Source organism: Serratia sp. K1WW1 (assembly GCF_055790865.1).
Window position 1 is genome coordinate 2,807,174 of record NZ_CM147697.1, and the last position, 24,451, is coordinate 2,831,624.

Here is a 24,451-nt window from a genome sequence, read left to right on the forward strand (position 1 = left end):
ATGCAGGACTTACGTGATGCAGTGATCGCCACGCTGATTGAACAACAACAGGCAGGTGCCGATCTGACTGTGATGGTAGCAGACTCGACGTCAACCTCAAAAATTGGCCCATTCGAACAAGCCTATCCTGAGCGGGTGGTTAACGTCGGTATTGCCGAACAGAACATGGTAGGCATGGCGGCCGGTATCGCGCTCAGTGGCCGAACCGTGTTTACCGCCAACGCCGCACCGTTCCTGTTTGCCCGCTCTAACGAACAGATGAAGAACGATATCTGCTATTCGGCAACCAACGTAAAAATGCTGGGGTTGAACGCCGGTTTTGGTTACGGCCCACTGGGTGCCACTCACCATTGTATGAATGACATTGCCATTGCACGCACATTAGGCAATCTGGCGGTTTATGCCCCGGCCGACGGGCGGCAGGCGGCGGAGATTGTGCGCCACGTGATCGCCCATCCAGGGCCGGCTTACATCCGCATGGATAGCGACAAATTGCCACTGCTGCATGGGGATGACTACCGTTTGCGCCCAGGGCAGCCAGAAGTGTTGCACGAAGGAACGGGCAGCGTGGTGTTCTGCCTGGGAACTCTGGCACATGAGGCGATGAAAGTGCTGGCGATGGGAGACGATCCTACCGTGGTCTCGCTACCTTCGCTGTGGCCATTGGATGAATTGGCGGTGGTGGCGTTAATGCGCGAACACCAGCGCGTGATCACCATAGAAGAACATGTTCTCAGCGGTGGGCTGGCCACCATCATCAGCGAACTGCTACTCAAACATCAACTGCGCCAGACATTCGTTCCATTGGGCGTACCGGCGTATGAGTTTACCCACAGCAGCAGCCGTGCCGCATTGCGCCAGCAATATGCGATCGACGCCGCAGGTTTGCATCAGCAGTTGAATAAATAACAGGAGAGTGCGATGAGCCAAAACGAATACGACGTCAACTTACGCTACGGTGTCGATACGCAGATGTCCTTGGCTGGCAAAGTGGCGGTGGTGACCGGTGGGCTTGGTGGGATTGCCATGGCGGCCAACCAGATGCTGCTGGAGAAAGGCGCCAGGTTGGTCTTACTGTATCCGGCCTTTGAGCAGGAAAGAGTGGCGGCGATAAAGCAGCAACTGGGGGAGGAGAAGGTCGCCTATCAGGTCTGTGATGTCGCCGATCCTCAGTCGGTGGCCACGGCCTTTAGCGCGGCACAGCAATGCTGGGGGCGGCTGGATATTCTGGTGAACTGTGCCGGATACGTTAATTTGCAGCCCGCCACCGAGATTGCTTTCAGCGAATGGCAACAGCATCTTGCCGTCAACCTGACCGGGCCATTCTTATGTTCACAGGCCTTCGCTCAACGTCTGATCGCGGCCAGGCACGGCGGCAAGATCATCAACATCGCCTCTCAGGCCGCTTCTATCGCCATTGATAACCACTGTGCCTATACCTCGGCCAAGGCAGGGCTGTTGGGCATGACCAAGGTGATGGCCAAAGAGTGGGCCGCTCATGGGATCACGGTCAACACCCTATCGCCAACCGTGGTGCTGACGCCAATGGGTGAGAAAGCCTGGCGGGGAGAGAAGGGCGAGGAAATGAAAAAACTGATCCCGCTGGGACGCTTTGCTTATACCGATGAAATTGCAGCGGCGATCCTGTTCTTCGCCAGTAACGGCAGCGACATGATCACCGGTGCGGACCTGATGATCGACGGCGGCTTTACCATTTGGTAACCGGCACCGATCCGTACGCCAACACCAGACGATGTTCAACACAACGATAAGAGAACAACATCATGAAAAAGATAGCAGCTTACCTGACACTACTTGCTGGCTGTACCCTGATGCCCGTTCAGGCCGCGGAAAAAGGCACCATTGCCATTTTGGTTAACTCACTGGATAACCCTTATTACTCTGCCGAAGCCAAAGGGGCCGAAAACAAGGCTAAAGCGCTGGGCTACAGCACGCTGGTGCTCTCCCATGGCGAAGATGTAAAACGCCAGGGAGAACTGATCAGCCTGGTTATTGGCCGCAAAGTGCAGGGCATTGTGCTGGACAATGCCGATTCTCAGGCCAGCGTTGCGGCGGTGCAGCAGGCCAAGAATGCGGGCATCCCGGTGGTGCTGATCAACCGCGAAATCCCGGTTGACGGCGTGGCACTGGCGCAGATCACCCATAACAACTTCCAAGCCGGTTCCGATGTGGCCAACCAGTTCGTTGAGAAAATGGGGGAAACCGGCAAATACGCCGAGCTGACCTGCAACCTGGCCGACAACAACTGCGTGACGCGCTCACAATCTTTCCACAACGTCATCGATCAGTACCCTGAAATGGTCAGCGTAGCTCGCCAGGACGCCAAAGGTAACCTGCTGGAAGGCAAACGCATCATGGACAGCATCTTACAGGCTCATCCTGATGTTAAAGGTGTCATTTGTGGTAACGGGCCAGTGGCGCTGGGTGCGGTGGCCGCGCTGAAAGCGGCAGGACGTACGGATGTGACCGTAGTGGGTATCGACGGTAGCAACGATGAGCGTGATGCGATCCTCAATGGCAGCCTGTATGCCAGCGTGATGCTGCAAGCCCAGGCGATTGCCAGCCAGGGCGTCGAGATCCTCGATGGCTACTTCAAGTCCGGTAGCTACACCGGCAAGGAACGTATCATGTTCCGCGGCATTCTGATCGACCAAAAAAATGCCAGCAAGGTCAACGAGTTCAACTATAAGCAGTAACCAACAGGGTCATGGCAATTTTTACACCCCGTTACGGCGGGGTGTAACTGGAGGTTTTTATGTCCAAGCGTATTGCGCTGGCAATGGCTGCTGTGATGGTTCTGAGCGGTTGCCGCATTGTTTCACAAAAGGAGTTGGCGGCGCTACAAAGCCCTGTAAATCCGCATCTGGCGCAGGCCGGGGCGATTTACCACGAGCAGATGGTACCGCAGGTAATGAAAAGTGCCGTGCCGCTGGCAAACTTGATCGCCCAGATTGAGCAGGCCAAGGATTTTGACACTGCCTGCCAGCAATTGGGTTACCGCGCGCAACCGGAGTTCCCTTGCCATTTCAGCACCCAGGTCAGTGGGGAAATTACGGCCATCAATACGCAATCTCGCAGTGGTCGCCTGACGCTAAAACTGGCCACTGGCCCGATCGAAAGTGTGGACGTGCAGATTGGCCCCGTGTACCGCGGCACGGTATTGCGCGACAGCTATCGTAGCCTGGGCTATGGCGATTTTAACGATCAGACCCTGTTTGGGGATTTCGCCAAAGCCATTAACCAGGCGTCGATGGCCGAACTGGCCGGTTTTACCCCCAAGGTGGGCGATAAGATCACCGTGTATGGCGTGTTCACCAGTTGGCAACTGCCTGCGCCCCCCTTGCTGATCACGCCGGTACGCATCCAACCCTGAGGAGCGGTTATGAGTAACCCTGTCATTATCCAGACCCATAACGTTTCGCGGCGCTATCCCGGCGTCACGGCGCTCGACAGCGTCAACTACCAGGTGTTTCGCAATAAGGTCAACGTGCTGATTGGTGAAAACGGTGCCGGTAAATCCACCATGATGAAACTGCTGGCGGGAGTGGAGCGACCTTCTTCCGGCAGCATTGAGCTGGAGGGGCAGGAGATCGACCTGCACTCCACGCATCAGGCGGAAAAGCACGGTATCAGCATCATCTTTCAGGAGTTGAACCTGTTCCCCAACATGTCCGTAATGGACAACATCTTTATGGGCAACGAGTTTTTCCAGCGTGGCCGGATCAACGTGGACTATCAGTACCAGTTGGCCAAAACCCTGCTGGAGCGGCTGGAATTGAATGTCGATCCTCATACCTTGCTGGGCAGTTTGGCGATTGGCCATCAGCAACTGGTCGAAATCGCCCGTGCGCTGGCGAAGGATACGCAAGTACTGATCATGGACGAGCCAACCTCGGCACTCAGTCAGGTGGAGGTTCGCACCTTGTTCAAGGTGATTGCCGATCTGAAAAAACGCGGGGTGACGCTGATCTACATTTCTCATCGGTTGGAAGAACTGATGGAGATTGGTGATCGGGTTACGGTATTCCGCGATGGCCGCTTTGTGGCGGCCGAGGAAATCGCCAACGTCAGCATTCCCTGGATCATTGAAAAAATGGTCGGTGAGAAGAAAAAACACTTTGATTATGTCCCGGCAGAAAAGGGCGAAGAAGTGCTGCGGGTGAACGGCCTGACGCTGCCGCATGAGAATGGCGGCTACCGCTTGAACGACGTGAGTTTCTCGGTGCGTCGGGGGGAGGTTATTGGCATTTATGGTTTGCTGGGGGCGGGACGAACCGAACTGTTCAAAGTGATCAACGGTGTGATGCGCCAAACCTCCGGCCAGATCCTGCTCAACGGCAAAAATGTGGAGCGCACCAGCTTTGGCGATCGGATGCGCGGCGGTATGGCACTGGTGCCGGAAGACCGGCAAGCAGAAGGTCTGGTGCAGATGATGTCTATCCAGGCCAATATGACGCTGTCCAGCCTGGGGCGCAATGCCATCAAGCCGATCGGCGATCAACGTGAAACCGCTATCGTCAACGGGATGATCGAAAAGCTGGCAATCAAGGTCAGCGATGCGGGATTGCCCGTCACCTCACTGAGCGGCGGCAATCAGCAGAAGGTGGTGCTGGGCAAGGCGCTGTTGACTGACCCGCAGGTGGTGTTTCTTGACGAACCGACGCGCGGGATCGATGTAGGAGCGAAAACCGACGTTTATCACCTGATCGGGGCTATGGCACGCCAGGGGTTGGCGGTGATGTTTTCGTCCTCTGAACTGGATGAGGTGATGTCGCTGGCCGATCGGGTGATGGTCATGGCCGATGGCAAGCTCACGGCGGATCTTCCCCGTGAACAGGCCGACCGAGAACTACTGATCCGTGCCTCAACCCCTCATGCTTAAGGATAACAAGATGCAAACCAAATACCGGTTGTACATGTATTTGCTGCAGGCGCGCACCTTTATCGCCTTGCTGCTGGTGGTGCTGTTTTTCAGCAGCATGGTGCCCAATTTCCTGACGGTGTCCAACCTGTTGATCATGACCCAGCACGTGGCCATCACCGGTTTGCTGGCCGTGGGGATGACGCTGGTGATCCTGACCGGCGGCATTGATCTTTCGGTGGGGGCGGTGGCGGGTGTTTGCGGCATGATCGCTGGCGCACTGCTGACCGTGGGCATCCCGATTGGTGGCGGCAACCTGTTATTTCTCAATGTGTACGAAGTATTTATCGTGGTAGCCATCGCCGGGATCGCCATCGGCCTGGTTAACGGCACCCTGATCACCAAACTGGGTGTGGCACCATTTATCTGCACTCTGGGGGCAATGTATGTGGCCCGTGGTGCGGCGTTGTTGACTGCTGACGGCAAAACCTACCCTAATCTGGTGGGGATGGAAGCGCTGGGGAATACTGGATTTGCCACGTTGGGCTCTGGCACCTTCCTGGGCATTTACAATCCGATCTGGCTGATGGTGGTCGTGGTGTTATTGGGGATTTATATCACCAAGAAAACGCCACTGGGCCGCTATATCTATGCCATTGGTGGCAATGAGTCAGCGGCGCGGCTTTCCGGTGTGCCCATCGTCAAAGTGAAGATGTTTGTGTATGCCTTTTCCGGTATGTGTGCCGCTTTGGTTGGGCTGGTAATCGCTTCGCAGTTGCAAACGGCGCACCCGATGACCGGCAACATGTTTGAAATGGACGCCATCGGGGCAACGGTGCTAGGAGGTACCGCGCTCAGCGGCGGTCGCGGGCGGGTGTTTGGTTCGATCATTGGTGCGTTTGTCATCGTGTTCCTGGCGGATGGTCTGGTGATGCTGGGCGTCAGCGAATTCTGGCAGATGGTGATCAAAGGGCTGGTGATCGTGACCGCCGTGGTCATTGATCAGTTCCAGCAGCGGTTGCAGAGCAAAGTGACCCTGATGCAGCGCCATGAAAAGAAAGCGGCACAGCCGCTGGCCGAGGTGAGCCATGGATAAGCGCGATTGTGTGGTGGCATTGGATGAGGGAACCAGCAATGCCAAAGCGATAGTAGTGAATTCAGCAGGCAAGGTGATTGCCACCAGCAGCAGACCTCTATCGTTACTAACGCCACAGGCGGGCTGGGTGGAACAGCGCGGGGAAGCCCTGCTGGAAGCCTCGTTGACGGTGCTACGCGAGGCGATTGCCCAGGTCGGTGAAAACCGCGTTGCTGCCATCGCCATCAGCAACCAACGCGAAACGGCAATGGGCTGGTATCGCCATAATGGCCAGCCGATCGGCCCGGCCATCACTTGGCAGTGTTCACGCAGTGCCGCGTTTTGCGATCAATTACGCCGCGATAAACAAGACGATTTTATCCGTCAGGTTACCGGGTTACCCGTAGCCCCGCTATTTTCTGCCTCTAAAATGCGTTGGCTGCTGGACAATACGCCGCAAGGGCAACGGCAGGCAGAAAAGGGGGAGGTGTGTCTGGGCACAGTAGATGCTTGGTTACTGTGGCATCTGACCAGCGGCCAGCAGTTTTGTTGCGATCGTTCCAATGCGGCCCGCACGCAATTACTCAATCTGTCTACCGGGCATTGGGACCAAGGCATGCTGAAGTTATTCGGCATTCCTGAAATGGCGCTGCCGCAGGTATGCCCTTCAAGCCATAATTTTGGCGTTACACACGGGGTGGCAGGGATCGCCGACGGTATTCCCATCTGCGCCATGATTGGCGACTCCCATGCCGCGCTGTATGGGCATGGCTTAGGGTTGGCGGGCAGGGTCAAGGCGACCTACGGCACCGGTTCTTCGGTGATGGCCCCGGTAGACGATCTCTGTCATGGCATCACCCAACTGGCTACGACTATCGCCTGGCACGATGGAAACCGCTCGCAATATGCGCTTGAGGGCAACATTCCCCATACCGGTGACGCCGTTGCCTGGATGTTGGGCATTACTCACATGGAAATCACCGATCAGCGTTTACTCAGTGAGCTGCCAGCCAGCGTTGTAAGTACCGAAGGGGTCTATTTTGTTCCTGCCCTGACCGGCACCGGCGCTCCCTGGTGGGATGACCGTGCTCGTGGAGTGATCTGCGGCCTAAGTCGGGGGACTCAGCGTGCTCATGTGATCCGTGCCTCGTTGGAAGCGGTGGCCTATCAGATCGCCGATGTGATTGGGGCACTCCGTCAGCATCCGGGGTTCCAACTGCAATGCCTGATGGCCGATGGGGGGCCAAGCCGTAACGACTGGCTGATGCAATTCCAGGCCGATTTGCTGGGTTGCCCGGTCGCGCGCAGCAATACGCCGGAGCTTTCGGCCATCGGGGCCGCACTGTTGGCCATGCGGCAACGCTTTGCGTTGTCAGACCGGCAGTTGCTGGCGTTACTGCCCGAACATGACGAATTCCAACCTGATATGCAGCGGCACCTGTTGCTGAAAGAAAGTTATCTGGGCTGGCAGCAGGCGGTGCAACGCACGCTATGGCAACCAGAATTGAAAACTTGCATAACCGAGGGAGCAGCATGAAACAGCAATTTAGCGGTAAATCGGTAGTAGTGACCGGCGCTTGCCGGGGAATCGGTGCTGGCATAGCAGAACGCTTTGCTGCGCGTGGGGCCAACCTGGTGGTGGCATCGAACAGCGATCGCATTTTTGAAACGGCCGAACAGCTACGTCAGCGGTATCCGGTGCAGATTGTTGCGGTAAAACTGGACGTCACCGATGAGGCACAGGTTAGCGATATGTATCGGCAAGCCTGGGAGACCTTTGGCCGTATTGACGTATCAATCCAAAATGCCGGGGTGATCACCATCGATCGCTTTGATGAAATGCCCAAAAGCGATTTTGAAAAGGTGTTGGCGGTCAATACTACCGCCGTGTGGCTATGCTGCCGCGAAGCCGCTAAATATATGGTGAAGCAGGGCAGTGGAAGGTTGATCAACACCTCTTCCGGTCAGGGGCGTAACGGATTCATTTACACGCCGCATTACGCCGCCAGCAAAATGGGGGTGATTGGCATCACCCAGAGCCTGGCGCTGGAACTAGCTTGCCATAACATCACCGTCAATGCGTTCTGCCCGGGGATTATTGAAAGCGAGATGTGGGAATATAATGATCGCGTGTGGGGCGAAATTCTCAGTACGCCGGAAAAACGTTACGGCAAAGGGGAATTGATGGCGGAGTGGGTGGAAGGTATTCCCCTCAAGCGTGCTGGGCAACCTGAAGATGTGGCCGGGCTGGTGGCGTTTCTGGCCTCTGACGATGCCTGCTATATTACCGGTCAGACCATCAACGTGGATGGTGGCTTGATTATGTCTTAGCGTGACGTTGTCACATTTTGGCGGCTCCAACCCGGGGCCGCATCAACGCTGGTATTTACCCTGCATTGCAATCTGTCCTTTCGCCCCCATATCTTATCAAACCCGTGATTTTGAGAAGCTTTCTCATTAATTTGCCCAGGCGCTGCATTTCTTGCTGAATATCCCAGCAGATCTACGGTTTTATCGTCTGCCAGGGTTTCCCTGCTACGATGGGAAATGCTAACTTAAGTCATAGGGACGCCACTTAGCGGCAATTACCCGTGGGCTGCAAACCCTGTATTGGGTTCTAGTTTGTGGCCTTGAGGGTAGAGTTCATCCGATTCACTCGGCATTGCGGGAAAGAATGTGAAATATTTACTGATTTTTTTACTGGTTCTGGTGATTTTCGTGGCTTCAGTCACGCTGGGCGCGCATAACGACCAGGTGGTGACGTTTAACTATTTGGTTGCTCAGGGCGAATATCCGGTATCAACCCTGTTGGCCACCCTGTTTGGTGCTGGCTTTGTACTGGGTTGGATTATTTGTGGGTTATTTTATCTGCGCACACGTATCGCTCTTGGGCGTGCAGAGCGGAAAATCAAAAGGCTGGAACTGCAGCTCGAAGCACCTGTCGAGCCGGCACCGTTGCCCGCAGTCAGCAAGGAATAATCTGTTATGTTAGAGCTGCTGTTTCTGTTGCTGCCTGTAGCTGCCGCGTACGGTTGGTACATGGGGCGCAGAAGTGCTCAGCAGGATAAACAACAGGAAGCCAACCGCCTGTCGCGTGAATACGTGGCTGGGGTTAACTTCCTGCTTTCCAACCAACAGGATAAAGCGGTCGATCTGTTTCTCGACATGTTGAAAGAGGACAGTAATACCGTTGAAGCTCATCTGACGTTGGGCAATCTGTTCCGCTCTCGTGGTGAAGTCGATCGCGCCATCCGCATCCATCAGGCCTTGATGGAAAGCGCTTCTCTAACTTTCGAACAGCGTCTGCTGGCGATACAGCAACTGGGGCGTGACTATATGGCCGCCGGGTTGTATGACCGCGCCGAAGACATGTTCAGCCAGTTAATCAATGAAGAAGACTTCCGTGTTTCCGCGCTGCAGCAATTACTGGTGATCCACCAGGCCACCAGCGACTGGCAGAAAGCCATTGAAGTGGCAGAAAAGCTGGTCAAGCTGGGTAAGGAAAAGCAGCGCGTCGAGATCGCGCATTTTTATTGTGAGCTGGCCCTGCAGGCGATGGGCAGCGACGATCTGGACAAGGCGATGGGCCTACTCAAGCGCGCGGCTTCGGCGGATAAACAGTGCGCCCGTGTGTCGATCATGGTTGGGCGTATCTTCATGGCGCAAGAGGAGTATGCCAAGGCGGTAGAAACCCTGACGCGCGTATTGGATCAAGACAAGGAGCTGGTCAGCGAAGCGTTGCCGATGCTGCAGGAATGCTACCAACATTTGCCTCAACAACAGCAAGACTGGGCAGACTTCCTCAAACGTTGTGTGGCGGAGAATACCGGTGCCACGGCGGAACTGATGCTGGCGGAGGTGATCGAGCAGCGGGAAGGAAGCGATGTGGTGCAGGTATACATCAATCGCCAGTTGCAGCGCCATCCGACCATGCGCGTGTTTTATCGCCTGATGGATTATCATCTGGCAGATGCAGAAGACGGTCGTGCCAAAGAAAGCCTGCTGTTGCTACGGGATATGGTGGGCGAGCAGATCCGCACCAAACCGCGTTACCGCTGCCACAAATGCGGCTTTACCGCCCATTCACTTTACTGGCATTGCCCTTCATGCCGGGCCTGGTCTTCGGTTAAACCGATACGCGGGCTGGACGGACAATAATTTCCCCTCACCCCAACCCTCTCCCACAGGGAGAGGGAGCTATTAGCCCCTGCTTTTTTGGAAGTAAGGCGGTAATCTCAGCCAACTCTAGCGATGTCCCACAGGGAGAGGGAGCTATTAGCCCCTGCTTTTTTGGAAGTAGGGAGATAGTCTCAGCCAACTCGATCGTCCACCTCACTGGAAGAAGGCGTTATCCGGAGCTTGTGATTGGTTCGTGCCACTTCGGAACCAAGGTGATTCACCCGGAGCTAATGAAGAATCGTTATACTTACATGCCAACTCGGTCGGTTCCCTCTCCCTGTGGGAGAGGGTTAGGGTGAGGGGTATGCACTGAGCTAATGCTCATCGCCCACAAATTCATCTAGCCCTATTTCTTCTTGCTGCTTTTCGCGCCGCCTTTCAGCAGTTGACGCAGCTTCTTCAGCTCTTTCTGGCTAAGAGGTTGTTCAATCTCCTCTTCGGTACCCTGATTATCGATATCGTCATGATGCAGCGGAGCCGCTTTCTTGCTGGCTTTGACAGGTACTTCAAAGCTGTTTTCCAGCCGTTGGCAAACCTCTGCACTCAATGAAAGCTGGTTCTCCAAGGCAATCGCCTTGATTTGCTCTTTCAGTGCCAGAGGGATCTTGATGGTAAGTGTCGATATCTCGCTCATTTTGCTGCCTTTTACGCGGGAGGTTACCATCAAGCTAAGTCAGCCGTGCAGATCTGTCTAGTGTGTAATAAAAATTTAATAATTTTGTAACATAAGTGGGCTATACCAACGCGCTACGCTTTCCTCATTTTTCTGGCCGAGATACTATGAGCCATGACTGAACCCGATCTCAATTTACTTATCGCCCTTGATGCGCTGCTTGCTGAAGTCAGCGTGGTTGGTGCTGCGCGTCGTCTTGGTTTAAGCGCTTCGGCCATGAGCCGCACGCTCACCCGGCTACGCACCGTTACCGAAGATCCCTTGCTGGTGCGCGCAGGGAGGCACATGGTGTTGACGCCTTATGCCGAGGAGCTGCGGGAACGTACGCAAAATGCCGTATTTGCGGCACGCTCGGTGCTACGCCCATCGGCCACAGAATTGAACCTCGCCACGCTGGAACGCACCTTTAATATTCGTGCCAATGAGGGGTTTGTGGAGGCTTTTGGAGCTTCACTGATTGCGGCTGCGGCGAAGACCGCGCCTTTGGTGCGCCTGCGTTTTTCGCCCAAGCCAGAGAAAACCTCAAAGCATCTGCGTGAAGGTCTGGTCGATCTTGAGATTGGTGTTTTGGGGACCATGGGGCCGGAAATACGCCTACAGGCGCTGTTTAGGGATCGCTTCGTTGGTGTGGTACGAGCGGGTCATCCGTTGACGCGGGGACCAGAGGTGACGGCCAGCCAGTATGCCGCGTTGGGCCATGTTGTCGCTTCCCGACGGGAGCGCACCTACGGGCCGGTAGACGAAGCATTAGCTGAATTAGGTTTACGGCGCAACATTGCCGCCGTGGTGCCGAGTTTCCCGGCAGCCTTGGCCGTCGCTCAGGAGTCCGATCTGGTGGCGTTGGTGCCTGCCTCATTCCTGATCAATCAACCGGTGGCCAATATTGGTGGGGGCGTAGGGACACTCTGGGCTTTTGAACTGCCGGTTACCACCACGCCGATTACGATATCGCAGCTGTGGCACCCACGTGCCGAGGCGGATCCGGTTCATCGCTGGCTGCGGCAATTGGTACTGAATGTCTGTCGCAAGTTGGTACCAGAATAAAAACAGGTGGGCTGTGGTGTCATAGGGAATGGGCGCCTTATGCAGCGCCCGTTCAGATAATCTAGAGGGTGACTCGAACTTATTTATAGATGATCGCGTTACCATGCAGCATGTTGTTGCCACCGGCGGCGACAATGCGGTAGCTGCTAGCGCCTTGGGCTTCGGCTTTGGCCGCTAGCTTGGCTTCCAGGCTGCTCAGCGTGGTAACACCACCGGCAGAAACTACGCCAACTTTGGTCAGTTTCTGTGCCTGTTGCTGGCTGACTGGCTCCGCGGCAACGCTGGCAAATGAGGTTAGGGCCAGAACGGTAGCTGCTGCAAAATATTTGATGCCTTTCATAAGTATCTCCAATTTTGTTTTAAGGATGAAAGTGTTTCCGCTTTCGATGCATTGAATGATAAAGCATTTATAAGCAGATGAAATCGGATAGGCTTGAGCATGTTAATCAAATTATTTGATTGACAATTTACGCTTCTTTACCGCGTTTTACTTACCCTAGGTTAAGGGCGCAAGGCGTTATTGACAGTCGATGACCAACGCTGCGTTAACATTACGTAACGGCAACGGGTTGCGTGACTGGGATTTCCGCTGTCTGGCATGTAGAATGCGGCGGTCAGTGTTGCTGGCGGCTCACTCATCATGTCCATTTCACACAAGGTAGCAGCTATGAAGTCTGAAAATAACTCAAATAACAATGACTTAAAAACATCGCCCATCATCGTGGCATTGGATTACGCCGACCGTTCCGCCGCTTTGGCCTTTGCCGACCGTATCAATCCGCAAGATTGCCGGCTAAAAGTGGGTAAAGAGATGTTCACCCTGTTCGGGCCTGAGATCGTGCGCGATCTGCATCAACGTGGATTTGAGGTGTTCCTCGATTTGAAATTCCACGATATTCCTAACACCACGGCGCATGCCGTAGCCGCTGCGGCGGAGTTGGGCGTATGGATGGTGAACGTACATGCCAGCGGTGGTGCTCGCATGATGAACGCAGCCAAAGAGGCGCTGCTGCCTTATGGCGCGGATGCACCTCTATTGATTGCCGTCACCGTGCTCACCAGCATGGAGGCGGAAGATCTGCGCGCCATTGGTATCGAACTCAGCCCGGCAGAGCAGGCGGAAAGACTGGCTCGCCTGACGCGAGACTGTGGCCTGGACGGCGTGGTCTGTTCTGCGCAGGAAGCTTCACGCCTGAAAGCTGCCTGTGGCAACCAGTTCCAACTGGTTACCCCAGGTATTCGCCCGGAAGGCAGTGCCGCAGGCGATCAGCGCCGCGTAATGACGCCGGTGCAGGCTCTGGCCGCCGGAGTTGATTATATGGTGATCGGCCGTCCGATTACGCAATCCGCCGATCCCGCGGCAGCGCTCAGCGCTATTCGAGCCTCACTGGCTTAAGGAACCCAGCATGAATGATGATAACAGCCGCCTGGTGTACTCCACCGACAGCGGGCGTATCAAGCAGGAAGAAGCCAAGCCAGAGCGTGTCAAAGGCGATGGCATCGTGCGTATTCAACGTCAGACCAGCGGCAGAAAAGGAAAAGGGGTTTGCCTGATCACCGGTGTCGATCTGGATGATGCGGCACTGGATAAACTGGCCGCTGAACTGAAAAAGAAATGCGGCTGTGGTGGCTCGGTGAAGGATGGCGTGATCGAGATCCAGGGCGACAAACGCGACCTGCTAAAGCAATTGCTGGAAGCCAAGGGCATGAAGGTTAAGCTGGCAGGCGGTTGAGCAGCTAATTGAAATATGCCGCAGTGTGTCACTGCGGCTGCATTCATCGAAATGATAAACGTAAAAATAGACCTGAAAGATTTTTTTTAATTAGACGTCAAAGCGTGAACGCTTTTGTCAGCCTATCGGCAGAGGTATCAGCAAGCCGTGGCTTATTTACTCACCTGGTGACCGATGATGCCACCAACAGCGGCACCGCCGACGGTCCCCAACGCGCTGCCGTTAGTCAGCACCGCACCGCCTACCGCACCGGCACCAGCACCAATCGCCGTGTTGCGGTCACGTTTAGACATATTCGAACAGGCACTCAGCGACAGGGCCAGGGTGATCACCACTGCGGCAGTGGCCAAACGTTGATTAATGATCATAATTAATTCTCCTTAGCATCGGCTATATGGAACTACTTTACTGGCATAGCACAGCTTTAGTATAGGCAGTAATCAGCAAACTGGCCTGAGACTGTCTTCCAGACGACCTTGAAATAAAAAATGGCATTTATTGCACAAAACAGGGCAAATAAAAAATCAGGGCGGTTTTTTCGCCTTGTTTCAGTATAAATCTCTGACTAGGGATAAATAGGGAAATAGTCTTAATTTAGCCCGGGTCGGCAGGCGATTATTCCGAATCATCCGCCACACATCTTGGTGTATCCAGCAGAACTCTACGTGGTCTTTAGCGATCTATCCCATACCGCCCAGTGGCATGCCTGCTGACAATAGTCGCAGACCAAGCCACAAGGACAAGATCATGCTCAACGAACTAAAACAACAGGTGCTGGAAGCTAACCTTCAACTTCCTCGCCACCATCTGGTGACCTTCACCTGGGGCAATGTCAGCGCCGTAGACCGCCAGCAGGGGCTGATGGTGATCAAACCTTCCGGCGTTGAGTATGATGCCATGACCCGTGAGGATATGGTGGTGGTGGAACTGGAGAGCGGCAAGGTGGTGGAGGGGAGTAAAAAGCCTTCTTCCGATACGGATACCCACCGGGTGCTGTACCTGAACTTTGCTGCAGCGGGTGGGATAGTTCACACCCACTCGCGCCATGCCACCATTTGGGCACAGGCCGGATTAGCCATCCCCGCGTGGGGAACGACACATGCGGACTACTTCTATGGTGATATTCCCTGTACTCGGCTAATGCGGGACGAAGAGATCAATGGCCGTTATGAATGGGAAACCGGGCAGGTGATCGTCGAAACCTTCAAAGAGCGCGGGTTGGATGCTGCCCAGATACCTGCGGTGCTGGTGCATTCCCACGGGCCATTTGCCTGGGGTAAAGACGCTGACGGCGCGGTGCATAATGCCGTCGTGTTGGAAGAGTTGGCCTATATGGGGATCTTCTCGCGTCAGCTAGCGCCAGGGCTGGGCAATATGCAGCAGACTCTGCTGGACAAGCACTATCTGCGCAAGCACGGCGCGCACGCCTATTACGGGCAGTAGCCTCACCACGGGGCCGAACGGCCCCGCAGCCGTTATTCGTTAACCAGATCCAACTTGATACCCTGGCGTTTGAGCAATTGCTGGTAGTCGTTGGCGATGCGTGAATCGGTGATCACCCGCCCAATCTGGCTCATTGGCTCCAATGGATTAGGTTGGATCTGGCCAAATTTTGACGAGTCGGTCAGCACAATGTTCTCTACGCCTTTGGCTAATACCGCATTGACCACGTCGGCACGCATCATATCGCGGCCGGTGAAGCCAGTTTCCGCGTGATAGCCATCCACCCCGATAAACGCCTTGCTGAAGTGCACCTGCTGGATACACATGCGGGTTAACGGGCCAACCACGGTTTCACTTTTCTTCTGGAACATGCCGCCGAGTACGATCACATCGCAGTCGGTCTCTTTCAGCAGATGGGCGATGTAATGGCTGACGGTGATCAGCGTGACGCGCTTGCGCTCGGCCAGATAGCGGGCCAGTAGGGCGTTGGCACTACCGCTCTCGATAAAGATGGTTTCGCCATCGTTGACCAGCGATGCAGCATATTGTGCCAGCTTCTGCTTAAGCGTGAAGTTGGACATCATGCGGGCATCAACGTCGTCGCTTTCCAGCGCAACGGCAGAACCGTGAACGCGTTTCAGATAGCTGCGTTTTTCTAACAGATTGAGATCCTGACGGATCGTCACCTCAGAAACGCCAGAGGCGCGCGCCAGTTCGCCAACGCTGATGCGCCTGCGGTCATTCACCAACTGCAAAATGGTTTGTTGTCTTGAATTCATAGCGGCCTGATAGGCGGCCACCAAAGGGTGACCGCAACGATTCACTGATTAAAGAGTATGTTCGGTACGCGCGATAATGTCATCCTGCGCATCTGGGGATAATGCGGTAAAGAAGGCAGAATATCCAGCTACGCGTACCACTAAATCACGATATTGGTCAGGATGTTGCTTCGCGGCCAACAGCGTTTCCCGCGACACGATATTATACTGCACGTGCCAGCCATGGTAAGCCTCGAAGAAAGTGCGCAGCATCAGCATCAGTTTTTCGCGGTCACGCGGGTTCTCCAGCGTGGACGGGTTCAGCTTCTGGTTCAGCAACACGCCACCCAGAATCGACTCGGTGGGCAGTTTGCTCAGCGAGTTGAACACCGCCGTTGGGCCTAGATGGTCGGTGCCGGAAGCCGGGCTAGCCCCTTCCGCCAATGGCGTATGCGCTTTACGGCCGTCTGGAGTAGCCATGGTGGCAGCACCAAATGGGACGTTGGCCGAAATGGAGGAGGTGCCTGCATAGTAAGTACCGCCGATCGGGCCACGGCCAAAGCGGGTGTTGTGATACTGCTTCAATTCGTCGATATAGGTCTGATAGGCACGTACCAGCAGCTGATCGACATCATCCACGTCATTGCCGTATTTTGGCGCCGCATTGATCAAGCGTTGGCGCAGCTGTTCGCCGTCCAAGCCAGCAAAATCGTTAGCAAGAGCCTGAGCCAGCTGTTGCTGACCAATAATCCCCTGATCGAACACCAGCTTGCGTACCGCTTCCAGGCTGTTACCCAGGTTGGCGATCCCGACCTGCAGACCGGATACCCAGTCATATTTCGCACCGCCTTGTTTGACACTCTTACCGCGCTCGATGCAATCATCCACCAGGGCCGAGCACACAATGTCGTGGGCATTTTCTTCCAGTACGGTATCGACTACGCACTCAATCTCTATCGATTTTCGGGTGTAATAGCGGATCTGCGTATCCCAGGCATCCAGCACCTGGTCAAACTGGCTAAAGTTGCCCTGAGACAGCCCCAGCTCCTGCGGTAGGAAAATCTTGCCGGAGGTGGCGTCGCGCCCTTGCTCCAGTGCTGCCAACATCACGCGGGCAAAGTTGATAAAGCTCATCCCGGTGCAGCGGTAGCCCCATTTGCCGCCAACGGCGGTCTCGATGCAACCGATAGCGGCATAATCGTAGGCATCCTGTGGTTCGACGCCCAGCTTGATAAACTCGGGGATCACGATCTCATCGTTGTTAAACGCCGGCATGCCGAAGCCGCAGCGGATCACCTGCACGCAGGCGTCGAGGAAATCATTACTGATCCCGGCGTGATAGCGCACGCTGAGGTTAGGCTGCGTTGAACGCAGACGGCCACAGGATTCCAGAATGGTGTAAGAGAGCGGGTTGACCGCGTCACAAGGCTGGCCATTGACCAGTTTCTGGCCGCCGATGGTGACGTTCTGATACAGCGGGCTACCGGCGGAGGCTTTTGAGTGCGAGCCGGAACGGATCTTGTTCACTTCCAGCAGTTTCAACCAGCAGCTGTGCAGCATCTCGATGGCTTTTTCGCGCGGCAGGTTTTGCTCCAGCTCCACGTCACGGCGATACCAAGGATACAGATATTGGTCGAGGCGGCCGAAGGATACGGAGTGGCCGTTGGATTCGATCTGCAGGAACAGCTGAATGAAGTAACACAGTTGCAGCGCCTGCCAGAAGGTCTGCGGCGGTTGATGGGCGATCAGCTCGCAGTTGGCTGCCATGGTCAACAGCTCTTCACGCCGCCAGATGCGTTGCTCTGCCTGGGCCATTTCACGGGCCAACAGGGCAAAGCGCTGGATATGTTCGCTGAGAGCGTCCAGCGAGATGTCGACGGCCTTGAGGAACTGTTCTTTATGCAGGTCGTCCCAGTCGGTCAGGTGCAGGCGCTCACGGCGCTCAGCCACCTTCTCACGCAGGCCATCCAGACCTTTTTCCAGCAACAGTGGGAAGTTGACCGCCAGGTGCGCATCGCCAGACGTCATGTTGCCTTCCGCCTTGATGATACCGGTAGCCAGCAGGGCTTTTTGCTCATCGGTGAACATGCCGTAGCAGCGATCCTGCACGGTCTGACCACGCCACCATGGGCACAGGGTATGCAATACCTTTTTGTCCTGTTCGCTGACGGAGAAGCCAGCGCCGGGGCGATCGGCCAACTCGTCAATTTCGCTTTCGATCCAACTGACGGTGTATTCCGGGAAAATCGGCGCGGCACGTAGCTGGCTAGCCTGGTTACCGATAATCAGCTCATCATTCTTGATCCAGATGCTCCGTTTGGCCAGATGGTTGGCCAACGCCATGGCACGCCTTACCGGCAGCGGCTTATCCTGATGCTGCTGGTACGTTTCGGTGTAGTGCTGTGCGCGTTCGGTACAGACCGGTGGCTTGACGATATGGATCAGCGCGTTCTTGTGCGCTAGCGTGCGTTCGGTCAGGGTAGTCAGATCCAGCGTTGTCATGGTGTTATCCTCGCAAAATGGCGGTCAGACCTTTGACGCTGGCGTAATCTTCGGCATAGGCCAGCAGTTCGGGGTCGTCTAGTGGAGTACGGGAAGCGTAATAAGGCGCGCCGAGCAGATGGTATTTATTCATCCCCAGCGTGTGGTACGGTAAAAAATGGATCTCTTTGACGCCGATCTCATCGGCGGCAAAGTCGGTAATGGCGCGGATTGAGTCGCGATCGGCGTTAAATTCGGGGATTAACGGCACCCGCACGGTGATCTGAGTGCCAGCGGCGGCCAAGCGGCGGAAGTTATCCATCACCCGTTTGGCGGAGCCTTCGGTCCATTGCTTGAAGCGAACTTGGTCGACGTGTTTCAGATCTGCCAGCATCAGGTCTAGCCAGGGCAAAGATGGCTCGATATAGGACCAAGGCGTATGCAGGCAAGATTCTACGGCGGTATGGATACCGGCCTCGCGCCCGCGTTTGAGCAGTTCAGCCGCAACCTCTGGTTGCATAAACGGCTCGCCGCCGGATAGCGTCAGGCCACCGCCGGTACGCAGATAGTAAGGTTTATCGCGCAACACTTCGGCCATCACCGCATCAAGGTCGAGCGCCGTGCCGCAGACGCTCAGCGCGCCAGTTGGGCAACAGCCGTTTAATGCGTCATAATCGGCGGCAGTCAGTAACGAACGTTGCAGGGTTAGGGTGTTGTCGTCAACGCGGGTGATAGCATGCGGGCAACTCTCACTGCACAGGGTACAGGCCGCCAGACACAGGCGCTCATCAAATAGCAGCTCCTGCTGGCGCGAACGGCTTTCCGGGTTCTGGCACCAGCGGCAGCCAAGTGAGCAGCCCTTAAGGAACACCACGCTGCGGATGCCTGGGCCGTCATGTGTTGAGTAGCGCTGTAGATTGAAAAGCATTCGTCACCTGTGAAGTCTAAAATCTTCTTACGTAAATTAAATAGGTTTCGAATGAAAGTTGATTTGATTTTAATCAAATGATGGCGGCTTTTTTCGCTTATTATGTTCAGAGTTTGAATCTGCCCACAAAAGAATCAGGAGAAGGTTATGGAACTGTATCTCGATACTGCCGACGTCAGCGCAGTGAAACGTTTGGCGCGCGTCTTGCCGCTGCACGGCGTGACCACCAACCCAAGCATCGTTGCCAAAGAAGGCAAGCCGATCTGGGAGGTTCTGCCGGCCTTGCGTGATGCGTTAGGCGGTACCGGCAAGCTGTTTGCCCAGGTGATGGCCAACGACGCGGAACGTATGGTTGCCGAAGCCGTCCTGCTGAGTCAACGCGTGCCGGGCCTGGTAGTGAAGATCCCCACCACCGCAGAAGGGCTGGCGGCAATCAAGAAGCTGAAATCCATGTCGATACCTACCTTGGGTACCGCCGTTTACGGCGCTGGTCAGGGGCTGCTGGCGGCGTTGGCCGGGGCAGAGTATGTGGCACCTTACGTTAACCGTCTGGACGCACAGGGTGGCGACGGCGTTGAAATGGTGCACGAGCTGCAACAGCTGTTGTCGCTGCATGCTCCTCACGCCAAGGTGCTGGCGGCCAGCTTCAAAACGCCACGTCAGGCATTGGAGTGTCTGTTGGCAGGCTGTCAGTCGATCACTTTACCGGTGGATGTGGCAGAACAGTTTATTTCCACCCCTGCGGTTCAGGCGGCGGTAGAGAAGTTTGAACAGGATTGGCAGGGGGCTTTCGGCACGACGCTGATAAGCTAAAGTGCATTGAAAAGGGCGGCACCTGGCCGCCCTTGTAGGCATTCGATGAGCCAGTTTCAACCGGCTCATCCTCTAGGGCGCCCGTTCAGTTAGACACGCCCGGTTTCCTCACGCAGTACAATAGTGCTTTCACGTGCCGTAGGCGTTTTGGAACTCAACGCGCGGCGCACCACGAAGAAGGCCGAAACCAGCATCGTCACCGCAACCAGCATAAAGAAAGCGCACAACGCGGCGTTAATCTGATTGGCAAACACGATGGTCTGCATATCCGCAATGGATTTGGCCGGGGCGATAACCGTGTTCGATTCAATCCCGGCAGAGAATTTCTTCGCCTGCGCCAGGAAGCCGATGCTCGGTTTCTCATGGAAAATCTTCTGCCAGCCCGCCGTCATTGAGGTGATAAACAGCCAGATGGTCGGCAAAATGGTCACCCAGGCGTAACGCTGTTTCTTCATCTTGAACAGCACCACGGTGCCCAGGATCAGCGCCATTGAAGCCAGCATCTGGTTACCAATGCCGAACAGCGGCCACAGCGTATTGATCCCACCTAACGGATCCACGACGCCCTGATAAACAAAGAAGCCCCAACCGGCCACGGCCACGGTGGTACCGGCCAGGTTGCCGAACCAGGAGCGGTTGTTCGCCAAGCGCGGAATGGCCACGCCAACCAGGTCCTGCACCATAAAGCGACAGGCGCGAGTGCCCGCATCCACCGCAGTGAGGATAAACAGGGCTTCAAACAGGATGGCAAAGTGATACCAGAAGGCCATCATCGCCCGGCTGTTAAACACCTCGCTGATGATATGAGCCATGCCAACGGCAAAGGTTGGCGCGCCACCCGCCCTGGACAGCACCGACTTCTCGCCCACATCATGGGCAATCTGCGTCAGCGTTTCTGGGGTGACCATAAAGCCCCAGCTGTTAATCGCCTGCGAAGCACTCTCCACCGTGGTGCCGATCAGCGCCGCCGGTGAGTTCATGGCAAAGTAGACGCCTGGGTCGATCACCGAAGCGCAAATCAGCGCCATGATGGCCACGAAGGACTCCATCAGCATGCCGCCGTAGCCGATAAAGCGGATATGGCTCTCACGCTCAACCAGCTTCGGCGTGGTGCCACTGGAGACCAGGGCGTGGAACCCGGAAATCGCGCCACAGGCAATGGTGATAAACAGGAACGGGAACAGTGAACCGGCAAACACCGGGCCGCTGCCATCGATAAAGCGTGACACCGCCGGCATTCTCATTTCCGGCATCGCGAACACAATGCCTACCGCCAGCCCCACGATCACACCGATTTTCAGGAAGGTAGAAAGATAGTCACGCGGAGCCAGCAACAACCACACCGGCAGCACCGAGGCGACAAATCCATAAATCACCAGCACCCAGGTCAGGGTGGTGCCGTGCAGGGTAAAGAATGGCCCCCAGTATGGATGCATGGCGATGTTGCCACCGTAGATGATCGCCATCATCATCAGCACAAAGCCGATCAGCGAAACCTCGGCAATCTTGCCTGGGCGGATAAAGCGCATGTAAACGCCCATAAACAGCGCAATCGGGATGGTGGCAGCAATGGTGAACAGACCCCAAGGGCTGTCTGCCAGGGCCTTAACGACCACCAACGCCAGCGCCGAGAGGATGATGATCATCACCCCAAGTGCGCCCAGCATGGTTACCACACCGGCAAAGGCGCCTAACTCCTGCTTGGCCATTTCCCCCAGCGAGCGTCCGTCGCGGCGGGTGGAGATAAACAGGATCAGGAAATCTTGCACCGCCCCAGCCAACATCACCCCAACCAATATCCAGATGGTACCAGGCAGGAAGCCCATCTGCGCTGCCAGGATCGGCCCAACCAGCGGGCCAGCACCGGCAATCGCGGCAAAGTGGTGACCAAACAGCACCCATTTGTTGGTGGGTACATAGTCCAGGCCATCGTTATGGCGTTCCGCTGGCGTTAACCGACGGTCATCGAGTTCAAAGACGTTCTTGGCAATAAACCGGCTATAGAAGCGGTAGGCAATGCTGTAGCAGGCGACGGAAGCCACCACCAGCCAGACAGCGTTGACGTGCTCCCCACGGCTCAAAGCCAGCATGCCGAAAGCGAAGGCACCGACCAGCGCCACCGCGAGCCAGATTATGGCTGACTTGACGTTTTTCATGTTCCGCAACTCCTTGTTGTGCAGAGGTAGAAAGGTGATTTTTTTAGTTTGTGAGTACGTCAAAAAGTTAACGACTCATTAAACGTAGGAGGTTTAAACGCGGACGGTGGCTGGTCGGATCAGAAATGTGAACTCAGTTGGAGTTTGCTGAAAGAAGCGTGCCATGCGGGGGAAGAATAAGTTGTTGCGGATATAAAAAAAGGCGATACCGAAGTATCGCCTTGATCGAACACGGATAACGTTAGGCCACCGGTCTGGCGATAACGCTGCGGGTTTCCATACGTACTTCGGCAATGTTCACCTGCAGACTATCGCTTTGGCGATAGATGACTTCGCCCTTCACCTGTACTGTGCCGGTCTCCTGGCTACATACCATCTCGTCGCGAACCGCGTGGATGAACGGGGCAGGGATAAAGGCCACCGCGCCGTTGTCCAGCAGGCGTACGCGCAGGCCACCACGGGTTACGTCGATGATCTCGGCATTGAAACGCTCATCGGTGCCGGCCTTATCCTTGAGGAAACGGGCATACAACCAGTCACCAACGTCACGCTCTGCCATGCGGTTCAAACGGCGACGCTCGGCCAGTTGCACGGTGACGTCGTCCTGCGGTTTTTCCGCCGCCTGCTCGCTGATAATGGCTTTCAGCAGACGATGGTTGACCATATCGCCATACTTACGGATCGGAGAGGTCCAGGTGGCGTACGCCTCCAACCCCAGACCAAAGTGCGGGCCAGGCGTGGTGCTGATCTCGGCAAAGGTCTGGAAGCGGCGGATGCGGCTGTCCAGGAACTGGGTTGGCTGCGAGTCGAGGTGACGGCGCAGTTCGCAGAATCCTTCCAGGGTCAGCAGCTTCTCGGCATCGGCTTCAACGCCGTTGGCCTGCAATACGGCGACCGCTTGTTCAACCAGGGCCGGATCAAAGCCGTTATGCACGTTATAGATGCCAAAGCCCAGACGATCGCGCAGCACCAGGGCGGCACAGACGTTGGCGGCGATCATGCACTCTTCAACGATTCGGTTGGCGGTGCGGCGCTGTTCGGTAACGATGTCCAGCACTTCGCCTTTCTCGCCGAGGACAAAGCGGTAGTCAGGGCGATCCTTGAATACCAGCGCATGCTGATGGCGCCAGGCGCTGCGTGCATCGCAAACCTGTTTAAGTAAAGTGATCTGCTGTGCGATGCTCTCGCTCGGTGGCTGCCAGCCTGCGACGCCGTCCAGCCAGTCAGAAACCTCGTCATAAACCAGTTTGGCTTTGGACTCGATTTCGGCGGCGAAGAAATGGATATCGTTACCCAGCGCACCGTCTGCGGCGATAGTCACGCGGCAAGCCAGCACCGAGCGTTGCTCATTCGGGCGCAGCGAGCACAGGTTGTCGGACAGATCGCGCGGCAACATCGGAATATTGAAGCCCGGCAGGTAGTTGGTGAACGCGCGCTTGCGGGCGATATCATCCAGATTGCTGCCTTGCTCGACATAGGCGGTAGGATCGGCAATGGCGATGGTCAACAGCAGCGAGCCGTCACCGTTGTCTTGCACGTGCAGCGCATCGTCCATATCTTCGGTGCTGGCGCTATCGATGGTGACGAAGTCCAGCGCGGTCAGGTCCTCACGGACCAGAGCGGTCTCTTGTTCGGAGATCTCGACCATGTCTGGTGCTTCTTTTTCAAGATTATGACGAGCCAGCGTGACCCACCACGGCGCGAAGTGATCTTCACCGTCGGTGATGAACTGAGTCAGATCGGCATTGAAAGTGCGATCGCCTTTCAGCGGATGACGGCGCATTTCGGCAACGGCCCAATCACCGGCCTGGAAGTTATGGGTGACTTCACGCGCCGGACGGCATGGGATCGCGTCTTTCAGCAACGGATGATCGGGGATAATCGACAGGCGATCGTCTTTTTTCTGCACCCGGCCAACAAAGCGCGACAGGAAAGGCTCAACCAGGGTTTCCGGTTCAGCGATTTCGCGCTCTTTTTCGGTATGCAGGGTGGCGACGATACGATCCCCATGCATGACTTTTTTCATGTACGGCGGCGGAATAAAGTAACTTTTCTGCCCGTCGACTTCTAAAAAGCCAAAACCTTTCTCAGTCCCTTTTACTACGCCTTCAACACGCGGGGTTTGAGAGTGAAGTTGCTGTTTAAGCTGCGCCAGCAGCGGGTTATCTTGAAACATATCGTCCAGTGAATGGGTTGTGAGTGGCAAGATTTGCGGCTGACAGTTTTACGCGAATCACTCCTTGCGGGCAAGCCAAACGTCACGCTTTTCCGACGATGGCTCGCGAT

General features: G+C 55.7%; 23 protein-coding genes. 15 read left to right on the forward strand and 8 right to left on the reverse strand.

The window, feature by feature from the left end:
* The 10 genes from ACX9GU_RS12810 to lapB all read left to right on the forward strand — a co-directional run bounded on the left by ACX9GU_RS12810 (position 1) and on the right by lapB (position 10,115).
* Positions 1 to 909 carry a transketolase family protein gene (locus ACX9GU_RS12810; RefSeq protein ID WP_473194995.1) on the forward strand — a complete coding sequence of 303 codons (909 nt, stop codon included), beginning with the start codon at positions 1 to 3 and terminating at the stop codon, positions 907 to 909.
* A gap of 12 nt (positions 910 to 921) precedes the next feature.
* A complete protein-coding gene (locus ACX9GU_RS12815) occupies positions 922 to 1,722 on the forward strand; it encodes a GolD/DthD family dehydrogenase (protein ID WP_368438057.1) in 801 nt (266 codons plus the stop codon).
* 62 nt (positions 1,723 to 1,784) lie between these two features.
* Entirely contained in the window at positions 1,785 to 2,717 is a 933-nt protein-coding gene (locus ACX9GU_RS12820) for a substrate-binding domain-containing protein (RefSeq protein ID WP_473194996.1), read from the forward strand.
* A gap of 59 nt (positions 2,718 to 2,776) precedes the next feature.
* On the forward strand, positions 2,777 to 3,394 hold the full coding sequence (locus tag ACX9GU_RS12825; protein ID WP_473194997.1) for a DUF2291 family protein: 618 nt from the start codon (positions 2,777 to 2,779) through the stop codon (positions 3,392 to 3,394).
* 9 nt (positions 3,395 to 3,403) lie between these two features.
* Positions 3,404 to 4,903: a sugar ABC transporter ATP-binding protein gene (locus ACX9GU_RS12830; RefSeq protein ID WP_473194998.1), complete on the forward strand. Its 1,500-nt coding sequence runs from the start codon at positions 3,404 to 3,406 to the stop codon at positions 4,901 to 4,903.
* A 10-nt stretch (positions 4,904 to 4,913) separates the two neighbouring features.
* On the forward strand, positions 4,914 to 5,978 hold the full coding sequence (locus ACX9GU_RS12835) for an ABC transporter permease (protein WP_473194999.1): 1,065 nt from the start codon (positions 4,914 to 4,916) through the stop codon (positions 5,976 to 5,978).
* A complete protein-coding gene (locus ACX9GU_RS12840) occupies positions 5,971 to 7,494 on the forward strand; it encodes an FGGY family carbohydrate kinase (protein WP_473195000.1) in 1,524 nt (507 codons plus the stop codon). The genes ACX9GU_RS12835 and ACX9GU_RS12840 overlap by 8 nt, the downstream gene beginning before the upstream one ends.
* Positions 7,491 to 8,288, forward strand: a complete 798-nt coding sequence (locus ACX9GU_RS12845) for a glucose 1-dehydrogenase (protein ID WP_098930965.1) — start codon at positions 7,491 to 7,493, stop codon at positions 8,286 to 8,288. The genes ACX9GU_RS12840 and ACX9GU_RS12845 overlap by 4 nt, the downstream gene beginning before the upstream one ends.
* A 345-nt stretch (positions 8,289 to 8,633) precedes the next feature.
* Positions 8,634 to 8,936: a LapA family protein gene (locus tag ACX9GU_RS12850; RefSeq protein WP_024486501.1), complete on the forward strand. Its 303-nt coding sequence runs from the start codon at positions 8,634 to 8,636 to the stop codon at positions 8,934 to 8,936.
* Positions 8,937 to 8,942: 6 nt separating this feature from the next.
* Positions 8,943 to 10,115 carry a lipopolysaccharide assembly protein LapB gene (gene lapB, locus ACX9GU_RS12855; RefSeq protein WP_121606975.1) on the forward strand — a complete coding sequence of 391 codons (1,173 nt, stop codon included), beginning with the start codon at positions 8,943 to 8,945 and terminating at the stop codon, positions 10,113 to 10,115.
* Positions 10,116 to 10,482: 367 nt separating this feature from the next.
* Here lapB and ACX9GU_RS12860 read toward each other — a convergent pair whose 3' ends face one another.
* A complete protein-coding gene (locus tag ACX9GU_RS12860) occupies positions 10,483 to 10,770 on the reverse strand; it encodes an Arc family DNA-binding protein (RefSeq protein ID WP_411751716.1) in 288 nt (95 codons plus the stop codon).
* A 153-nt stretch (positions 10,771 to 10,923) separates the two neighbouring features.
* On the opposite strand from ACX9GU_RS12860, the gene ACX9GU_RS12865 reads away from it, so the two are divergent.
* Positions 10,924 to 11,853, forward strand: coding sequence for a LysR family transcriptional regulator (locus ACX9GU_RS12865; RefSeq protein ID WP_473195001.1), 930 nt, complete (start codon positions 10,924 to 10,926; stop codon positions 11,851 to 11,853).
* 79 nt (positions 11,854 to 11,932) lie between these two features.
* Here ACX9GU_RS12865 and bhsA read toward each other — a convergent pair whose 3' ends face one another.
* On the reverse strand, positions 11,933 to 12,193 hold the full coding sequence (gene bhsA, locus ACX9GU_RS12870; RefSeq protein WP_473195002.1) for a multiple stress resistance protein BhsA: 261 nt from the start codon (positions 12,191 to 12,193) through the stop codon (positions 11,933 to 11,935).
* 327 nt (positions 12,194 to 12,520) lie between these two features.
* Between bhsA and pyrF the strand changes: the two genes are divergently transcribed.
* Both pyrF and yciH read left to right on the forward strand, forming a co-directional pair.
* The gene (pyrF, locus tag ACX9GU_RS12875; RefSeq protein ID WP_473195003.1) at positions 12,521 to 13,249 is read left to right on the forward strand and encodes an orotidine-5'-phosphate decarboxylase; all 729 of its coding nucleotides are present in this window, start codon (positions 12,521 to 12,523) and stop codon (positions 13,247 to 13,249) included.
* A gap of 10 nt (positions 13,250 to 13,259) precedes the next feature.
* The gene (yciH, locus tag ACX9GU_RS12880) at positions 13,260 to 13,586 is read left to right on the forward strand and encodes a stress response translation initiation inhibitor YciH (protein ID WP_021806564.1); all 327 of its coding nucleotides are present in this window, start codon (positions 13,260 to 13,262) and stop codon (positions 13,584 to 13,586) included.
* A gap of 152 nt (positions 13,587 to 13,738) precedes the next feature.
* Here the strand turns inward: yciH and osmB are convergent, their stop codons facing one another.
* Complete coding sequence (gene osmB, locus ACX9GU_RS12885; protein ID WP_037375983.1) at positions 13,739 to 13,957, reverse strand: osmotically-inducible lipoprotein OsmB; 219 nt, start codon at positions 13,955 to 13,957, stop codon at positions 13,739 to 13,741.
* A 376-nt stretch (positions 13,958 to 14,333) separates the two neighbouring features.
* Here osmB and araD point away from each other — a divergent pair, with 376 nt between their 5' ends.
* Entirely contained in the window at positions 14,334 to 15,029 is a 696-nt protein-coding gene (araD, locus tag ACX9GU_RS12890; RefSeq protein WP_473195004.1) for an L-ribulose-5-phosphate 4-epimerase, read from the forward strand.
* 32 nt (positions 15,030 to 15,061) lie between these two features.
* Here the strand turns inward: araD and ACX9GU_RS12895 are convergent, their stop codons facing one another.
* Genes ACX9GU_RS12895 through ACX9GU_RS12905 form a run of 3 tightly spaced genes read right to left on the reverse strand, consistent with a single transcriptional unit; the run spans position 15,062 to position 19,196 of the window.
* Positions 15,062 to 15,808 (reverse strand): DeoR/GlpR family DNA-binding transcription regulator, encoded by a 747-nt coding sequence (locus tag ACX9GU_RS12895; protein WP_037376111.1) that lies wholly within the window; start codon positions 15,806 to 15,808, stop codon positions 15,062 to 15,064.
* Between the two features lie 48 nt (positions 15,809 to 15,856).
* Positions 15,857 to 18,289 carry a formate C-acetyltransferase/glycerol dehydratase family glycyl radical enzyme gene (locus tag ACX9GU_RS12900; RefSeq protein WP_473195005.1) on the reverse strand — a complete coding sequence of 811 codons (2,433 nt, stop codon included), beginning with the start codon at positions 18,287 to 18,289 and terminating at the stop codon, positions 15,857 to 15,859.
* A gap of 4 nt (positions 18,290 to 18,293) precedes the next feature.
* Positions 18,294 to 19,196, reverse strand: a complete 903-nt coding sequence (locus ACX9GU_RS12905) for a glycyl-radical enzyme activating protein (protein ID WP_418348332.1) — start codon at positions 19,194 to 19,196, stop codon at positions 18,294 to 18,296.
* A gap of 147 nt (positions 19,197 to 19,343) precedes the next feature.
* On the opposite strand from ACX9GU_RS12905, the gene fsa reads away from it, so the two are divergent.
* Complete coding sequence (gene fsa / locus ACX9GU_RS12910; protein WP_021806558.1) at positions 19,344 to 20,009, forward strand: fructose-6-phosphate aldolase; 666 nt, start codon at positions 19,344 to 19,346, stop codon at positions 20,007 to 20,009.
* 89 nt (positions 20,010 to 20,098) lie between these two features.
* Here fsa and ACX9GU_RS12915 read toward each other — a convergent pair whose 3' ends face one another.
* Both ACX9GU_RS12915 and ACX9GU_RS12920 read right to left on the reverse strand, forming a co-directional pair.
* Positions 20,099 to 22,165, reverse strand: coding sequence for a carbon starvation CstA family protein (locus tag ACX9GU_RS12915; RefSeq protein ID WP_473195006.1), 2,067 nt, complete (start codon positions 22,163 to 22,165; stop codon positions 20,099 to 20,101).
* A 241-nt stretch (positions 22,166 to 22,406) separates the two neighbouring features.
* A complete protein-coding gene (locus tag ACX9GU_RS12920; RefSeq protein ID WP_473195007.1) occupies positions 22,407 to 24,341 on the reverse strand; it encodes an exoribonuclease II in 1,935 nt (644 codons plus the stop codon).
* Positions 24,342 to 24,451: the final 110 nt, after the last annotated feature.

What these genes read in the sequence shown, in the direction of transcription:
- ACX9GU_RS12810 (WP_473194995.1), top strand. Translation starts at nt 1, where the DNA reads ATGCAGGACTTACGTGATGCAGTGATCGCCACGCTGATTGAACAACAA.
- ACX9GU_RS12815 (WP_368438057.1), top strand. Translation starts at nt 922, where the DNA reads ATGAGCCAAAACGAATACGACGTCAACTTACGCTACGGTGTCGATACG.
- ACX9GU_RS12820 (WP_473194996.1), top strand. Translation starts at nt 1,785, where the DNA reads ATGAAAAAGATAGCAGCTTACCTGACACTACTTGCTGGCTGTACCCTG.
- ACX9GU_RS12825 (WP_473194997.1), top strand. Translation starts at nt 2,777, where the DNA reads ATGTCCAAGCGTATTGCGCTGGCAATGGCTGCTGTGATGGTTCTGAGC.
- ACX9GU_RS12830 (WP_473194998.1), top strand. Translation starts at nt 3,404, where the DNA reads ATGAGTAACCCTGTCATTATCCAGACCCATAACGTTTCGCGGCGCTAT.
- ACX9GU_RS12835 (WP_473194999.1), top strand. Translation starts at nt 4,914, where the DNA reads ATGCAAACCAAATACCGGTTGTACATGTATTTGCTGCAGGCGCGCACC.
- ACX9GU_RS12840 (WP_473195000.1), top strand. Translation starts at nt 5,971, where the DNA reads ATGGATAAGCGCGATTGTGTGGTGGCATTGGATGAGGGAACCAGCAAT.
- ACX9GU_RS12845 (WP_098930965.1), top strand. Translation starts at nt 7,491, where the DNA reads ATGAAACAGCAATTTAGCGGTAAATCGGTAGTAGTGACCGGCGCTTGC.
- lapB (WP_121606975.1), top strand. Translation starts at nt 8,943, where the DNA reads ATGTTAGAGCTGCTGTTTCTGTTGCTGCCTGTAGCTGCCGCGTACGGT.
- ACX9GU_RS12860 (WP_411751716.1), bottom strand. Translation starts at nt 10,770, where the DNA reads ATGAGCGAGATATCGACACTTACCATCAAGATCCCTCTGGCACTGAAA.
- ACX9GU_RS12865 (WP_473195001.1), top strand. Translation starts at nt 10,924, where the DNA reads ATGACTGAACCCGATCTCAATTTACTTATCGCCCTTGATGCGCTGCTT.
- bhsA (WP_473195002.1), bottom strand. Translation starts at nt 12,193, where the DNA reads ATGAAAGGCATCAAATATTTTGCAGCAGCTACCGTTCTGGCCCTAACC.
- pyrF (WP_473195003.1), top strand. Translation starts at nt 12,521, where the DNA reads ATGAAGTCTGAAAATAACTCAAATAACAATGACTTAAAAACATCGCCC.
- yciH (WP_021806564.1), top strand. Translation starts at nt 13,260, where the DNA reads ATGAATGATGATAACAGCCGCCTGGTGTACTCCACCGACAGCGGGCGT.
- araD (WP_473195004.1), top strand. Translation starts at nt 14,334, where the DNA reads ATGCTCAACGAACTAAAACAACAGGTGCTGGAAGCTAACCTTCAACTT.
- ACX9GU_RS12895 (WP_037376111.1), bottom strand. Translation starts at nt 15,808, where the DNA reads ATGAATTCAAGACAACAAACCATTTTGCAGTTGGTGAATGACCGCAGG.
- ACX9GU_RS12900 (WP_473195005.1), bottom strand. Translation starts at nt 18,289, where the DNA reads ATGACAACGCTGGATCTGACTACCCTGACCGAACGCACGCTAGCGCAC.
- ACX9GU_RS12905 (WP_418348332.1), bottom strand. Translation starts at nt 19,196, where the DNA reads ATGCTTTTCAATCTACAGCGCTACTCAACACATGACGGCCCAGGCATC.
- fsa (WP_021806558.1), top strand. Translation starts at nt 19,344, where the DNA reads ATGGAACTGTATCTCGATACTGCCGACGTCAGCGCAGTGAAACGTTTG.
- ACX9GU_RS12915 (WP_473195006.1), bottom strand. Translation starts at nt 22,165, where the DNA reads ATGAAAAACGTCAAGTCAGCCATAATCTGGCTCGCGGTGGCGCTGGTC.
- ACX9GU_RS12920 (WP_473195007.1), bottom strand. Translation starts at nt 24,341, where the DNA reads ATGTTTCAAGATAACCCGCTGCTGGCGCAGCTTAAACAGCAACTTCAC.